This window comes from Methylobacterium sp. A54F (genome assembly GCF_053346035.1).
Genome location: NZ_JBKFBF010000012.1, coordinates 147718 through 160997, shown reverse-complemented (window position 1 = coordinate 160997; position 13280 = coordinate 147718). Strand labels below are relative to the sequence as shown.

Genomic DNA, 13280 nt, shown 5'->3' with positions numbered 1-13280 from the left:
GCCGCGCCCGCGACCGCGCCGCCGGCCCGGCCCGTGGCCGCGCCGCCGATGGCCGCACCCGCGAGCGCGCCGAGGCCGGCGCCGCCGAGGGCGCGGTCCTGCGGGGTGTTGCAGGCGCCCAGCGAGAGGGCGAGGCTGCCAGCGAGCGCGGCGGCGATGAGCTTCTTCATGGGGGACTCCCTCGTGCGGTGTGGCCCCGGCGTTCCGCCGTGGTGCTGGTCGAGCTTAGCTATTACGGTTGTTGAATGCGCGTCACACGGCCAAGGTTCCGTCCCGGACCGGCCGCGTGGCGAAAAACCTTTCTTTCCGGCGCCCGCATGCCGACATGAGGCGCCGGATCACCCATCGTCCCCCACGACGTCGACGGCCGTCGGCGGCCCGAGCCCTGAGGAAACCATGCCGCAAGCCACCACCATCGTGCGGAAGGCCGCCGTGCGCGCCGACGCCGTCGCGGACGCCGTCACCCTCGACCATGCGGCCCGGCAGGCGCAGGACGGCACCCTGACGACGGAGGGCGGCCTTTCGGTCGCGCTGAGCCTGCCGAAGGCCGGCGCCCTCGAAGACGGCGACGCCCTGCGCCTGGAGGACGGCCGCCTCGTGCTGGTGCGGGCGGCCGGCGAGGCGCTCCTCGAGGTGCGGACGCAGAACCCCGCCCGCCTGATGCGCCTCGCCTGGCAACTCGGCGGGAGCCACGTCGCCGCCGAGATCGGCGCGGACGTGCTCTACGTCCCGGCCTCACCCGCCAACGCCGAGCTGATCCGGGGACAGGGCTGCACCGCGACCGCCGTCACCCGCGCCTTCCGGCCCGAGCGCGCCGCGCACGACCACAGCACCTGCGGGCACGATCACGGCCATGACCATGCCCATGACCATGCGCATGGGCACGATCATGGTCACGCTCATGATCATGGGCACGCCCACGGGGCCGAGGGCGGCCATCACGCTCACGTCCACGGTCCCGGCTGCAAGCACGACCACTGAGAGCCTGCTTGATTCATGAAAGCAAAGGGCTGTCGGACCGGTGGCCGTTGTCCAGCCCATCCCCCTCATCCTGAGGTGCCGCGAAGCAGCCTCGAAGGAGCCGTCCAGAAGCCGCGCGATCCCTGGAGCCCTCCTTCGAGGCCGCTGACGCGGCACCTCAGGATGAGGTAACGCGTTGGAATAACGCCTCAAACAGGCTCTGAGGCTGGCGCCCGCGCGCCGGTCCGCTAGCTGCGGTCCGGCGCCCGGTCGTCCTTCGGAGCGTCCTTCGGGGTTTCGGCCGGCGCCTTCCCGTTGCCCTGCGGCGGGTCGCCGGCCGGCTCGCGGCCGCGTTGAGCCCTGAGCTCGCGCTCGGCGAGGAGCCAGAACTCGATCTCCAGGCCCTCCGGCCGATGGTTGCGCTCCCAGAGCTCGTAGGCTCGCTCCCGGATCTCTCCCAGGGTGATGGGTCGATCAGTGGGCACGGGCCGCCTCCGTGCCGGAGCGCTCGCGGCGGACGCGTGCGGGGTCTGACCTGCCGATGCTGGCCTGCATGCCCTGGGTCTCTGACAAGCGGTGTTTCGCGGAAGCCCCCGGTTCCGGAACCGGAGGCCGGACGGTGATCCAACCGTTCCCTCGTGCGGCGGTTTCCTCCGGCCGCGTCGGAGACGCATTAGGTGCGGTGCAGCGGCAGGCTATCGTGCCCTGCAGATAGCCGGCGGACGCAGGCCGGACAAGTCCAGCGTCGCCGCGGGGCAGAATTTCGAAGCTTGGCTTGATATTTTAACATAGGATCATTGAACCCGTTCCTGGTCTATCCTCTCCTATGTGACGCTGTCGCAGCGCGTCGAGGCGGTCGGAGGAAACATCGGGAGGTTCGCATGGTCGCCAAGCAAGCCGAACTGGAGGCGCGCATCATCGCGCTGGAATACGCCCTGGAGGTGCTGGTCAACTGCCTGACCGACGCGCGGGCGATCCGACCCACGAAGATCGCCAACCTCCTCACCGCCGCGGCCCCGGAGGCCCAGTCGGCCTGCGGCAGCCCCGAGGTGGCCGCGGCCCTGAAGCAGCTCGCCCTCAAGCTGGGCTGACGCCTGCCCGGCCCGTCATGCGGTGCTCAGGCCCCGGACACGGAAGAGCCCCGCGGCCAAAGGGCCGCGGGGCTCCCCGGTTCGTTCGCGGTTTCCGTCAGGCGAAGGAGCCGGTGTTGACCGCGCTCGACTGAACGCCGGACAGCTCGACGGTGCCCCCGCCCGAGAGCGTCAGCAGCGCGTTGCCGCCGGTGGAGGTGCCGAGCGTGTAGGTCTGCCCCTGCAGGTCGAGCCGGTCGCCGCCCGCCTGATCGAAGCCGAGGATCAGGTCGGTGCCCGACCCTTGCGCGAAGAGGTAACGGTCGGCGCCGAGGTCGCCCGACAGCACGTCGTTGCCGAGATCCCCCGACAGGATGTCGTTGCCCTGCCCGCCGAAGATCGAGTCGTTGCCCTGACCACCCCACAGCGTGTCGGTGCCCTGGTTGCCGAACAGCAGGTCGTTCGCCTGGTTTCCGAACAGGAGATCGTCGCCCACGTTGCCGGCCAGGAGGTCGGCATCCGCCTCGCCGTAGAGGACGTCGTTGTCGCCGCCGCCGTTGAGGGTGTCGGCCCCGGTCCCGCCCCGCAGCGTGTCGAGACCGAAATCGCCGACGATCACGTCGTTGCCGTCGCCTCCGAAGAGCTGGTCGTTGCCGAGGTCGCCGTCCACGAGATCGTCGCCGGCCTCGCCAAACACGAAATCGTCGTCCTCGCCACCGGCAACGAAGTCGTTCCCGTCGCCGCCGTAGACGTAATCGTTCTGCTGCTCGCCGACGAGGAAGTCGTTCCCGGCGCCACCATAGAGCGTATCGTTGCCGGGATTGCCCGCGGCATAGTCCTCGCCCTCATTGCCAAAGATCACGTCGTCGCCGACCTCGCCGATGAGCTGGTCGTTGCCCTGGCGCCCGTAGATGGTGTCGTTGCCGGGACCGGCCGCGATGTAATCGAGGTCCGCACCGCCGTCGAGGAAGTCGTTGCCGGCCTGCCCGTCAATACGGTCGAAGCCTGCGAGCCCGGACAGCGTGTCATCGCCGACGTCGCCGATGATGATGTCGTCGCCGCCCGTACCCGTAAGATTGTCGTTGAGGGGAGATCCAATGAGGCTGGCCATGGCGTAAGTCTTTCCTCGCCTGACAGCGATGCTGCTGCGCTTGAGGAACCGCGATGTTGCACCCAAGTTCAGAAATTAACTGCCTCAATGTGTCGCATTACATATGTTAATAGACGGGTTTTCGTGAGAAGTGCGTCAACGCCAAGCTGAGATTACGGGCTTTTGCTCGGTTGGACCGGTGCGCGGGACGTTTCTACAGACGATAAACCAACGCGATGCTGCCGGGGCAAAGGGCCTGCCCGGGCAGCGGCCCGGGGAGGGTCGGATCGGGCGGCCTTGCCCCCGGCGCCGAAGGCTCAGCCCTCGGCAACCGGATGGTTCGCCATGATCTCGAGGGCGCGCACCATCGCGGAATGATCCCAGCCTTCGCCCCCGTTGGCCACGCAGGCGGAGAAGAGCTGCTGCGCGAGCGCCGTCGCGGGCAGGCTCAGGCCGAGGCTCCGTGCGCCTTCGAGCGCCAGGTTGAGATCCTTCTGGTGGAGCTTGATGCGGAAGCCGGGATCGAAGCTGCGCGTGATCATCCGCTCGCCGTGAAGCTCCAGGATCCGCGACGTCGCGAGCCCTCCGGTGATCGCCTGCCGGACCTTGGCCGGATCGGCGCCCGCCTTTGAGGCGAACAGGAGGCCTTCGGCCACCGCCTCGATCGTGAGCGCGACGATGATCTGGTTGGCAACCTTGGCGACCTGGCCCGCGCCGGCTTCGCCGACATGGGTCACCGCCTTGCCCATCAGCCCGAACAGCGGCGCGAGGCGATCGAACGCGGCGGCCGTGCCGCCGACCATGATGGACAGCGTCGCGTTCCTGGCGCCGACCTCGCCACCGGAGACCGGCGCGTCCAGGTAGTCGCAGCCCATCGCCTCGATGCGCTCGGCGAAGCCGCGCGTCGCGATCGGCGAGATCGAGCTCATGTCGACCACGGTCTTGCCGGGGCGCAGGCCGGCCGCCACGCCGTCCGCCCCGAACAGGACGGCTTCGACGTCGCCGGTGTCGGGCAGCATCAGGACGATGATGTCGGCGCGCCGGGCGATTTCGGCCGCGGTGGCGCAGGCCGTGCCGCCGGCCGCGATCAGGGCGTCGGGCACGGCCCGGCGCGTCTTGAGGAACAGCGTGTGGCCGCCCGCGATGAGATGGCCCGCCATGGGCGCACCCATGATGCCGAGGCCGATGAAGCCGACGTTCATGACTGTCTCCGGAAATCTGGATCGGGCGCGGGGTCAGGCGCCGTCGCGGAAGCGGGCGGCGAGGGCCTCGGAGCTGCGCGCGAGGAGCCCCATGTCCGACCCGACCGCCGTGAAGCGCGTCCCGGCGGCGACGTAGCGCCGGGCGAGCTCCTCGTTGGCCGTGAGGATGCCGGCGTGCCGGCCGGCCTTGCGGATGCGCAGGATGGCCTGCTCGATCACCGCCACCACCTCCGGGTGGTTCTGCTGGCCGAGGTAGCCCAGGCTCGTCGAGAGATCGCCGGGGCCGATGAAGACGCCGTCGACGCCCTCGACGCCCGCAATCTCCTCCAGGTTGTCGAGGGCCCGGCGCGACTCGATCTGCACCGCGACGAAGATCTCGGCCTCGCAGCGGGCGTGGTAGTCGGGGATGCGCCCGAACCGGGCGGCGCGGGGCGCCTGCGAGAAGCCGCGCACGCCGCGCGGCGCGTAGCGCGTCGCCGCGACCGCGCGGCGGGCCTGATCGGCATCGTCGATGTTGGGGATCATCAGCGACTGCGCCCCGGTGTCGAGGATGCGCTTGATGGTGATCGGCTCGTCGCTCGGCACCCGCACCATCGCGCTGGCGCTGCCTTCGCCCATGGCCTGCAACTGGCCGTAGATGTCGCGCAGGTCGTTGGCCGAGTGCTCCATGTCGAGGAGCAGCCAGTCGAAACCGGAGCCCGCGACGATCTCGGTCGAGATCGGGCTGGCGAGGCTGCACCACAGCCCGATCTGCTGGCGGCCTTGCGCCAGCGCGGCTTTGAAGCGGTTGGTCAGGATGTCCATGACGGGAACTCCGTGAAACGTCGGCTCAGCGGACGAGGCAGGGGCGCTTGTTGTCGAAGGTCCAGCCGGGGATCAGGAACTGCATCGCCGCCGCGTCGTCGCGGGCGCCGAGGCCGTGGTCCCGGTAGAGCTGGTGGGCCGCCTCGAGCTCCGTCCAGTCGATCTCGATGCCGAGGCCCGGCCGTTCCGGCACCCGCACGAGGCCGCCGCGGATCGCCAGCGGCTCCCTGGTCAGCCGCTGGCCGTCCTGCCAGATCCAGTGCGTGTCGATCGCCGTGACGTTCCCGGGCGCCGCCGCGGCGACGTGGGTGAACATCGCGAGCGACACGTCGAAGTGGTTGTTCGAGTGGGAGCCCCAGGTGAGCCCGTGGTCGCGGCAGAGCTGCGCGACCCGCACCGAGCCGGCGAGCGTCCAGAAGTGCGGGTCGGCCAGCGGGATGTCGACCGAGCCGAGCTGGATCGCGTGGTTCATCTGCCGCCAGTCGGTGGCGATCATGTTGGTGGCGGTGGGGAGCCCCGTGGCGCGGCGGAACTCGGCCATGATCTCGCGGCCGGAGAAGCCGTCCTCGGCGCCGCAGGGGTCTTCCGCGTAGGCGAGCACGTCGCCGCGGCCCTTGCACAGACGGATCGCCTCGGCGAGCGACCAGGCGCCGTTCGGATCGAGCGTGACGCGGGCCTTGGGGAAGCGCTCGTGGATCGCCGTGACGGCGGCGATCTCCGCCTCGCCCTCCAGCACCCCGCCCTTCAGCTTGAAGTCGTTGAAGCCGTAGGTCTCGTAGGCGGCTTCCGCGAGCCGCGCGATGGCCTCCGGCGTCATCGCCTCCTCGTCGCGCAGCCGGAACCAGCCGTCGCGCGCCTCCGGTTCGCGGTAGGGCAGGTCCGTGCGGCGGCGATCGCCGACGTAGAAGAGGTAGCCGAGCATCTCGACCGCGTCGCGCTGCTGGCCCTCGCCGAGAAGGGCGGCCACCGGCACGTCGAGGAACTGGCCGAGCAGGTCGAGGAAGGCCGATTCGACCGCCGTCACCGCGTGGATGGTGATGCGCAGGTCGAAGGTCTGCAGGCCGCGCCCGCCCGCGTCGCGGTCCGCGAAGCGGGTGCGCATCGCGTTGAGCACCGCCTGCCAGGCGCCGAGGGGCTGCCCGACGACGAGGTCGCGCGCGTCCTCCAGCGTCCGGCGGATGCCCTCGCCGCCGGGGACCTCGCCGAGGCCCGTGGCACCGGTCGAGTCGGTGAGGACCACGAGGTTGCGGGTGAAGAAGGGCCCGTGCGCCCCCGAGAGGTTCATGAGCATCGCATCGCGGCCGGCCACCGGCACGACCTTCATCTCGGTGATGGCGGGCGCGCGCGAGAAGCCGCGGGGGGAAGGGCTGGTCGTCTCGGGTGTCATGGCGTTCTCCCGGCTGCGGCGGCCTTCGTCGTGCCGTCCGTGCCTCCGGTTCTACGCCCGGCCCACGATGCCGGTCCAAGACCAAGGGTGGATCGATCGATGCGCGCGACGCATCGATGCCGGCTACGCGAGCGATTCGAGGACGCTCACCACCTTCCCGATCAGCGGATCGTCCCGGTCGCGCCGCCAAGCCAGGAACAGTTCGACCGACCGGGGCCGCATCATCGCGAGCGGCCTGAACACGACGCCCTCGAAGCGCAGGCGCTGGGCGGCCTCCGGCACCAGGGCGAGCCCGAGGGACGCGCGCACCAGGGCGAGGATGGAGTGGATCTGCGTGAGCTGCTGCAGGACACGCGGCTGGACACCGGCCTCTCCCAGCAGGCCAACAGTCAGATCGTGGAAGTAGCGCGCCTCGTGCGGCGCGTAGGCGATGAACGGCATCTCGTGCAGGTCGCGCACCGTGAGCGCATCGCGCCGGGCGAGCGGATGGTCGGCCGGCAGGGCGACGATGAGGGGCTCCGCGAGGGCGCGGACGCAGACGAGGTCCGAATGCGTCACCGGCGGACGAATCAGCGCCGCATCGATGCGGCCGGCAAGCAGCTCCTCGACTTGATCGCGCGTCACCATCTCCCGCAGGGCCAGGGTGACGTCGGGCATCGCGGTGCGGCAGGCGATGACGAGGCGGGGCAGGAAGTCGTAGGCCGAGGCCGCGGTGAAGCCGACCTTGAGCACCCCGGCCCGGCCGGCCGCGACTTGGCGGGTGACGTAGGTCGCGGTCTCGGCGAGCCGCAGGATGCGCTGCGCCTCCGGCAGGAAGCTGCGCCCCGCCGCCGTCAGCCGCACGGAGCGGCTGGAGCGCTCCAAGAGCTGCACGTCGAGGATGCGCTCGAGGACCTGGATCTGCCGCGACAGGGGCGGCTGCGTCATGTTCAGCCGCGCGGCGGCCCGGCCGAAATGCAGTTCCTCCGCGACGGCGGCGAAGCAGCGGAGCTGGCTGAAATCGAGCATGCCGCACCATAGCCGAACGCGGCCGCGACCGGAGTCGCGACCGCGGGGGGAAGTCCCGGGGAAGTCTGCGGGGACGGGGCGGGCTCAGCGCAGCTCGACCCGCTTGATCTCGCCGACGATCACCAGATAGCAGAGCACCGCCACCAGGGCATTCAGCCCGACGAACACCAGCGCGCCGTTGAACGATCCCGTCGCGTGGACGATGTACCCGATCGCGATCGGGGTGGTGATGCCGGCGGTGTTGCCGAAGGTGTTGAACAGGCCGCCCGAGAGGCCGCCGCTCGTGCGCGGCGAGGTGTCGGAGACGACCGCCCACCCGAGCGCCCCGATGCCCTTGCCGAAGAAGGCGAGCGCCATCAGGCCGACCACCACCGCATCGGCCTGCACGTAGTTGCAGCCGATGATCACCATCGAGAGCAGCATGCCGCCGACGATCGGGACCTTCCGCGCCACGGTGAGCGAGTGGCCGCGCTTGAGCAGCAGGTCCGAGATCCAGCCCCCGAGGATGCCGCCAATGAAGCCGCACAGGGCCGGGAGCACGGCCGCGAAGCCCGCCTGGAGGATCGACAGCCCGCGCTCCTTGACGAGGTAGACCGGGAACCAGGTGAGGAAGAAGTAGGTCAGCGTCGTGATGCAGTACTGCCCGATGTAGATGCCGAGCAGCATGCGGTTCGCGAGCAGCTGCCGGATGGTGTCCCAGCTGTTGCCCGGAGCCGCGGCCCCGGTGCGCCCGTCCATGTCGAGCAGCGCGCCGCCCGCGGCGAGGTAGTCGAGCTCGCCCTGATTGATCGACGGGTGCTCCTTCGGCCCGTGAACGGTCTGGGTCCAGATCAGCGCGAAGACGATGCCGATCACGCCCATCATGGTGAAGACGTGCTCCCACCCGAAGGTGTGCACCACCCATCCCATCAGCGGCGCGAACAGCACGGTCGCGAAGTACTGCGCGGAGTTGAAGAAGGCCGACGCCGTGCCCCGCTCGGCCGTCGGGAACCAGGCGGCGGTGATGCGCGCGTTCGCCGGAAACACCGGCGCCTCGGCGAGGCCGACGCACAGGCGCAGGCAGAACAGCACCGCGACCGCCGCGAAGCCGGTGAAGAAGCCGACCGCGCCCTGGAGCAGCGTGAACAGCGACCACAGGAAGACGGCGCCGGCATAGACCCACTTCGCGCCGTAGCGGTCGAGCAGCCAGCCGCCGGGCAGCTGGGCGAGCACGTAGGACCAGGCGAAGGCCGAGAAGACGTAGCCCATCGACACGGCGTCGAGGCCGAGGTCCTTGGCGAGCGCGGGGCCCGCGATCGAGAGGGTCGCCCGATCGGCGTAGTTGATGGTGGTCGCGATGAACAGCATCGTGACGATGCCGAGCCGGACGCGGCTCGACCGTGCCGCGCTCATGGCCAGAGCAGCGCTCATGGGCGATCTCCTCCTGGGACCCGTCCGGCCCGTACCGTGACGGACGCCGATCGACTTCTTCGTCTCAGGGAGACGCGGCGACCTTGCGCGAGGATGATCCTAGGGGTGCATAATCATGCCAGTCCAAATCAATCTCTGAATGGATCGATGCCGTATCTGCATTGATGGCGGCTTCGAGGCCGATGCTTTATCCAGGATGACCGACAGGCGGCTGCGGGCTCGCAGGATCGTGCAACCTGCCGCAGGCGTGGCGAGCGGCGATCCGCACCGGGCCGATCGTCGGGCCTTTCCGCACTGTCGGACGACCGCCCGCGCGTGGTATCCGACGCCGCCACCCTGTCCCGATCGCACCGACGTTCTCCGCTCGGCGCGACAGCATGAATCGACATGGAAGACGACGCACAGAGCTGGAGCGCATACCGCTTCTCCGTGGCCCCGATGATGGACTGGACGGACCGCCACTGCCGGGCCTTCCACCGGGTCCTGTCGCGGCGCGCCCGCCTCTATACCGAGATGGTGACGACGGGCGCCGTGCTGCACGGGCCGCGCGAGCGGCTCCTCGGGTTCTCCGCGGTCGAGCACCCGGTCGCCGTCCAGCTCGGCGGATCGGATCCGGACGACCTTGCGGCCGCGGCGCGGATCGCCGTGGATTTCGGCTACGACGAGATCAACCTCAACGTCGGCTGCCCCTCCGACCGGGTGCAGGACGGCCGCTTCGGCGCCTGCCTGATGTGCGAGCCGGCCCTCGTCGGCGCTTGCGTCGCGGCCATGAAGGCCGCCGTGCGGGTGCCCGTGACCGTGAAGTGCCGCATCGGCGTCGACGAGCAGGACCCGGAGGTCGCCCTCGACGCCCTCGCGACCGAGGTGACGCGGGCCGGGGTCGACGGGCTCGTGGTCCACGCCCGCAAGGCGTGGCTCAAGGGCCTCTCGCCGAAGGAGAACCGCGACGTGCCGCCCCTCGATTACGGCCGGGTGGCCCGGCTGAAGGCGGCGCTGCCGGACCTGCCGGTCGCGATCAACGGCGGCATCGCGACGGTGGCGGAGGCCCGCGCGCAGCTCGCCCACGTCGACGGCGTGATGATGGGTCGCGCGGCCTACGCCGAACCGGCCGGGCTCCTCGCCGTCGACCCCGAGCTGTTCGGCGAGCCCGCGCCCGTGGCGGATCCCTTCGCGGCGGTCGAGGCCTACGAGCCCTACATCGCGGCCGCCCTCGGCCGCGGCGAGCGCCTGCACGCGATGACGCGCCACATGCTCGGGCTGTTCAACGGGCGCCCCGGCGCGCGGGCCTATCGCCGCCACCTCTCGGTCGCCGCGACGCGCGGGGATGCGGATCTCGGGACGCTCCGCGCGGCGGTCGCGCACGTCTCGCGCGCGCTTCCGGAGCCGCGCGCGGCCTGACCTAGCGGCCCTGCAGGATCAGGCAGTCGCCGCGCACCTCGTAGGAGGGCAGGCGGCTGAGGAAGCTCTGCCCCAGCAGGTTGCCGGAGAGCGCCCCGGGCCGGCTCACCACCGCGGAGACCCGGCGCTCGGTGATCGGCCCGATCGTGAGGCTGTCGAGGAGCACGGGCGCCACCGTCGCGACGCCGTTGGCGGTCGCGACGCGCTGGGTGTAGGCGTTGTCGGCGGGGCGCAGGCCGAGGGCCGCCGCGTTCTCGGCGGTGAGCACCACGGCGCTCGCCCCCGTGTCGAACGCGAAGGACTGCGCCCGCCCGTTGACGATCGCCTCGACCTGGAAGTCGCCGTCGGCCCGCCGGTTGATCGTGACGGTGCCGCCCGGGCCGACCACCCCGGTGCCCGGCCGCAGCTCGCCCATCACCCGGGCGCCGACCGTGCCGAACTGGTCGCGATAGGCGTAGGCCGTCACCGCCACGAGGAAAATACCGGCCCAGATCAGGAGGTTGCGGACGCTCTCGCCCATCCGGTCGCGGAAGCGGTGCCAGAAACCCGCGGTGACGAGGATCAGCACCGCGGTGCCCGAGGCGAGGCCGGCGAGCTGATCGGGCGCGAGGCCCCCGGCGATCCGCTGGCTGCCGTCCGTGGCGATCAGCAGGACGAGGGCGAGTCCCAGGATGGCGAGCCCGGCATACATCATGGCTTGCTGTCGACGATCCCGCCCCGCGTGCCCGGGAGATAGGCGCGCCGGAGGCGTTCCGCGAGGCCGGCCATGATGGTGCGGCGCTGCGGCTCGGTGAGGCCGCCCCAGCGGGCGATCTCGTCGCGGGTGCGGCCGCAGCCCCGGCAGAGGCCGGTGGCGTCGTCCAGGACGCAGACTTTCGTGCAGGGGCTCGACGGTGGGCTCATCCTGTCCAGATGCCTGTCCGGCGCGTGTCCATCAAGCGGGCAGCGCGAGCAGCAGGCCGATCAGGGCCGCGATCTCCGCGACCTGCTGGCAGGCCCCCACCACGTCGCCGGTCTGGCCGCCGATCCGGCGCCGGGCGAGCTCGGTGACGGCGAGGGCCGCGGGCCCCGGGAGCGCGAGCATCAGGAGGAGGCCCTGCCAGGGCAGGCCGAAGGGGAGGGCGAGGAGCGCCAGGAGCACGCCGAGAGCCAGCGCGACCCCGACCGTGCCGGGGCTCGGCCGGCCGACCGCCGCGCCGGCCCCGCCGGGCCGGGCCGGCCGCAGCAGCACCAGCGGCGCGAGCGCCGCGACCCGCGAGAGCGCCGCGGCGAGGAGGAGCGCCACCGCCGTGTCGGCCCCAATCCGGTCCAGCAGCGTCGCGAGGGCCCCCATCCGCAGGGAGAGCGCCAGGACGAGGGCGGAGCCCCCGTAGGCGCCGATCCGGCTGTCGCGCATGATCTCGAGGCGCCGCGCCGGGTCGGAGCCGCCCCCGAACCCGTCCGCCACGTCGGCGAGGCCGTCCTCGTGCAGCGCCCCCGTCACCAGCACGGCGACCGCCACCGCGAGGCCCGCGGCGATGAAGGGCCCGAGCCCGAGGCCGCGGGCGGCGAGCAGGGTCAGCGCTGCCGGCACCGCGAGGAGGAGCCCGGCGAGCGGGAGCATCCGGGGGGCGGTGCGGAAATCCGGCACCGCGTGCGGGTCGGGCTCGCCGGGCAGCCGCGGCACGGGCAGGCGGGAGTAGAAGCGCAGGCAGGCGGCGAGATCGTAGACGAGGTCCCGGCCCGGCCACTCGGCCTCGTCCGGTCGCGGTTCCTGCCCGGGTTCTTGGCCGGGTTCTTGGCCTCTGGGGTCGCCCTGCATCGCCCGACGTCCTTCACCCTCGCCCCCGTGCCCGTTATAGCTCCGGCCCGCGCCGGCCCGGGCCCGGCTTCCCGCCGCCCACAGGATTTCTCGGCGCCCCCAGAGCGAGACCCGCATGAGCGAGACCGGCCCCTTCGCGGACATCCGCCGCCTGATCGAGACCATGCCGGGCCCGGACCGGGAGGCCGCCGCGGCCATCGCGGCCCGGGAGGCGGGGCTGACGAAGCCCGCCGGCGCCCTCGGCCGGCTGGAGCACCTCGTGGCCTGGCTCGGTGCCTGGCAGGGCAAGGCGAAACCGACCCTCGACCGGCCCCTCGTCTGCGTCTTCGCGGGCAGCCACGGCGTCACCGCGCGGGGCGTCTCGGCCTTCCCGGATGCGGTCAACCGGCAGATGCTCGACAACTTCGCGGCCGGGGGGGCAGCCATCAACCAGATCTGCGCGGCCTACGGCCTCGGCTTCAAGGTGTTCGACCTCGCCATCGACCTGCCGACCGGGGACATCACCGCGGCGCCCGCCCTCGACGAGAAGGCATGCGTGGCCACCATGGCCTTCGGCATGGAGGCGGTGGCGGCCGGCACCGATTGCCTCGCGGTGGGCGAGATGGGCATCGGCAACACCACGATCGCGGCGGCGATCTACGCGGCGCTGCTCGGCGGGGAGCCCGCCCACTGGGTCGGGCGCGGCACCGGCGTCGACGACGCGGGCCGGGCCCGCAAGGTCGCGGCCGTCGAGGCGGCGCTCGCCCACCATGCCGGCCACCTGGGCGACCCCCTGGAGGTGCTGGCGCGCCTCGGCGGCCGCGAGGTCGCCGCGATGGCGGGGGCGATCCTGGCCGCCCGCCTGCAACGGGTGCCGGTGGTCCTCGACGGCTACGTCTCGACCGCGGCGGCGACGGTGCTGCACGCCCTCGACCCGCGCGCCCTCGACCATTGCCTCGCCGGCCACGTCTCGGCGGAGGGCGCCCACGCCGAGGTGCTGGAGCGCCTCGGCCTCGTGCCGCTCCTCGCCCTCGGCATGCGCCTCGGCGAGGCCTCCGGCGCCGCCATGGCCCTCGGCCTCCTCAAGGGCGCGCTCGCCTGCCACCGCGACATGGCGACGTTCGAGCAGGCGGGGGTGTCGGGCCGGACGGATTGATCCGACCCCGGCCTG

Annotated in this window: 14 protein-coding genes; 4 read left to right on the top strand and 10 right to left on the bottom strand. The window is 71.7% G+C overall.

The window, feature by feature from the left end; genetic code table 11:
* Positions 1-396 precede the first annotated feature (396 nt).
* Entirely contained in the window at positions 397-981 is a 585-nt protein-coding gene (locus ACLBXP_RS19765) for an urease accessory protein UreE (RefSeq protein ID WP_447669493.1), read from the top strand.
* A gap of 227 nt (positions 982-1208) precedes the next feature.
* Here ACLBXP_RS19765 and ACLBXP_RS19760 read toward each other — a convergent pair whose 3' ends face one another.
* Positions 1209-1445 (bottom strand): DUF2934 domain-containing protein, encoded by a 237-nt coding sequence (locus tag ACLBXP_RS19760; protein ID WP_447669491.1) that lies wholly within the window; start codon positions 1443-1445, stop codon positions 1209-1211.
* A gap of 396 nt (positions 1446-1841) precedes the next feature.
* On the opposite strand from ACLBXP_RS19760, the gene ACLBXP_RS19755 reads away from it, so the two are divergent.
* Positions 1842-2051 (top strand): hypothetical protein, encoded by a 210-nt coding sequence (locus tag ACLBXP_RS19755; RefSeq protein WP_447669490.1) that lies wholly within the window; start codon positions 1842-1844, stop codon positions 2049-2051.
* Positions 2052-2148: 97 nt separating this feature from the next.
* On the opposite strand, the gene ACLBXP_RS19750 is transcribed toward ACLBXP_RS19755, so the two are convergent.
* The 6 genes from ACLBXP_RS19750 to ACLBXP_RS19725 all read right to left on the bottom strand — a co-directional run bounded on the left by ACLBXP_RS19750 (position 2149) and on the right by ACLBXP_RS19725 (position 8931).
* Positions 2149-3141: a calcium-binding protein gene (locus ACLBXP_RS19750; RefSeq protein WP_447669489.1), complete on the bottom strand. Its 993-nt coding sequence runs from the start codon at positions 3139-3141 to the stop codon at positions 2149-2151.
* 296 nt (positions 3142-3437) lie between these two features.
* A complete protein-coding gene (locus tag ACLBXP_RS19745; RefSeq protein WP_447669488.1) occupies positions 3438-4322 on the bottom strand; it encodes a 2-hydroxy-3-oxopropionate reductase in 885 nt (294 codons plus the stop codon).
* Between the two features lie 33 nt (positions 4323-4355).
* Entirely contained in the window at positions 4356-5126 is a 771-nt protein-coding gene (locus ACLBXP_RS19740) for an HpcH/HpaI aldolase family protein (protein WP_447669487.1), read from the bottom strand.
* A 25-nt stretch (positions 5127-5151) separates the two neighbouring features.
* Complete coding sequence (gudD, locus tag ACLBXP_RS19735; RefSeq protein ID WP_447669486.1) at positions 5152-6513, bottom strand: glucarate dehydratase; 1362 nt, start codon at positions 6511-6513, stop codon at positions 5152-5154.
* Positions 6514-6636: 123 nt separating this feature from the next.
* Positions 6637-7521: a LysR substrate-binding domain-containing protein gene (locus ACLBXP_RS19730; RefSeq protein WP_447669485.1), complete on the bottom strand. Its 885-nt coding sequence runs from the start codon at positions 7519-7521 to the stop codon at positions 6637-6639.
* Positions 7522-7605: 84 nt separating this feature from the next.
* Positions 7606-8931 (bottom strand): MFS transporter, encoded by a 1326-nt coding sequence (locus ACLBXP_RS19725; protein WP_447669484.1) that lies wholly within the window; start codon positions 8929-8931, stop codon positions 7606-7608.
* A 387-nt stretch (positions 8932-9318) separates the two neighbouring features.
* Between ACLBXP_RS19725 and dusA the strand changes: the two genes are divergently transcribed.
* Positions 9319-10329 carry a tRNA dihydrouridine(20/20a) synthase DusA gene (dusA, locus tag ACLBXP_RS19720; RefSeq protein WP_447669483.1) on the top strand — a complete coding sequence of 337 codons (1011 nt, stop codon included), beginning with the start codon at positions 9319-9321 and terminating at the stop codon, positions 10327-10329.
* A 1-nt stretch (position 10330) separates the two neighbouring features.
* Here the strand turns inward: dusA and ACLBXP_RS19715 are convergent, their stop codons facing one another.
* The 3 genes from ACLBXP_RS19715 to cobS are packed head-to-tail and all read right to left on the bottom strand — an operon-like array spanning position 10331 to position 12130.
* On the bottom strand, positions 10331-11023 hold the full coding sequence (locus ACLBXP_RS19715; protein ID WP_447669482.1) for a retropepsin-like aspartic protease family protein: 693 nt from the start codon (positions 11021-11023) through the stop codon (positions 10331-10333).
* On the bottom strand, positions 11020-11232 hold the full coding sequence (locus ACLBXP_RS19710; RefSeq protein WP_447669481.1) for a DUF1289 domain-containing protein: 213 nt from the start codon (positions 11230-11232) through the stop codon (positions 11020-11022). Before ACLBXP_RS19710 ends, ACLBXP_RS19715 begins: the two co-directional genes overlap by 4 nt.
* Before the next feature lie 31 nt (positions 11233-11263).
* Positions 11264-12130 carry an adenosylcobinamide-GDP ribazoletransferase gene (gene cobS, locus ACLBXP_RS19705; RefSeq protein ID WP_447669480.1) on the bottom strand — a complete coding sequence of 289 codons (867 nt, stop codon included), beginning with the start codon at positions 12128-12130 and terminating at the stop codon, positions 11264-11266.
* 115 nt (positions 12131-12245) lie between these two features.
* Between cobS and cobT the strand changes: the two genes are divergently transcribed.
* Entirely contained in the window at positions 12246-13265 is a 1020-nt protein-coding gene (cobT, locus tag ACLBXP_RS19700) for a nicotinate-nucleotide--dimethylbenzimidazole phosphoribosyltransferase (protein ID WP_447669479.1), read from the top strand.
* Positions 13266-13280 lie beyond the last annotated feature (15 nt).

Excerpts from the sequence above, each read along its gene's own strand:
- ACLBXP_RS19765 (WP_447669493.1), top strand. The coding sequence starts at position 397 with ATGCCGCAAGCCACCACCATCGTGCGGAAGGCCGCCGTGCGCGCCGAC.
- ACLBXP_RS19755 (WP_447669490.1), top strand. The coding sequence starts at position 1,842 with ATGGTCGCCAAGCAAGCCGAACTGGAGGCGCGCATCATCGCGCTGGAA.
- ACLBXP_RS19750 (WP_447669489.1), bottom strand. The coding sequence starts at position 3,141 with ATGGCCAGCCTCATTGGATCTCCCCTCAACGACAATCTTACGGGTACG.
- ACLBXP_RS19745 (WP_447669488.1), bottom strand. The coding sequence starts at position 4,322 with ATGAACGTCGGCTTCATCGGCCTCGGCATCATGGGTGCGCCCATGGCG.
- ACLBXP_RS19740 (WP_447669487.1), bottom strand. The coding sequence starts at position 5,126 with ATGGACATCCTGACCAACCGCTTCAAAGCCGCGCTGGCGCAAGGCCGC.
- gudD (WP_447669486.1), bottom strand. The coding sequence starts at position 6,513 with ATGACACCCGAGACGACCAGCCCTTCCCCCCGCGGCTTCTCGCGCGCG.
- ACLBXP_RS19730 (WP_447669485.1), bottom strand. The coding sequence starts at position 7,521 with ATGCTCGATTTCAGCCAGCTCCGCTGCTTCGCCGCCGTCGCGGAGGAA.
- ACLBXP_RS19725 (WP_447669484.1), bottom strand. The coding sequence starts at position 8,931 with ATGAGCGCTGCTCTGGCCATGAGCGCGGCACGGTCGAGCCGCGTCCGG.
- dusA (WP_447669483.1), top strand. The coding sequence starts at position 9,319 with ATGGAAGACGACGCACAGAGCTGGAGCGCATACCGCTTCTCCGTGGCC.
- ACLBXP_RS19715 (WP_447669482.1), bottom strand. The coding sequence starts at position 11,023 with ATGATGTATGCCGGGCTCGCCATCCTGGGACTCGCCCTCGTCCTGCTG.
- ACLBXP_RS19710 (WP_447669481.1), bottom strand. The coding sequence starts at position 11,232 with ATGAGCCCACCGTCGAGCCCCTGCACGAAAGTCTGCGTCCTGGACGAC.
- cobS (WP_447669480.1), bottom strand. The coding sequence starts at position 12,130 with ATGCAGGGCGACCCCAGAGGCCAAGAACCCGGCCAAGAACCCGGGCAG.
- cobT (WP_447669479.1), top strand. The coding sequence starts at position 12,246 with ATGAGCGAGACCGGCCCCTTCGCGGACATCCGCCGCCTGATCGAGACC.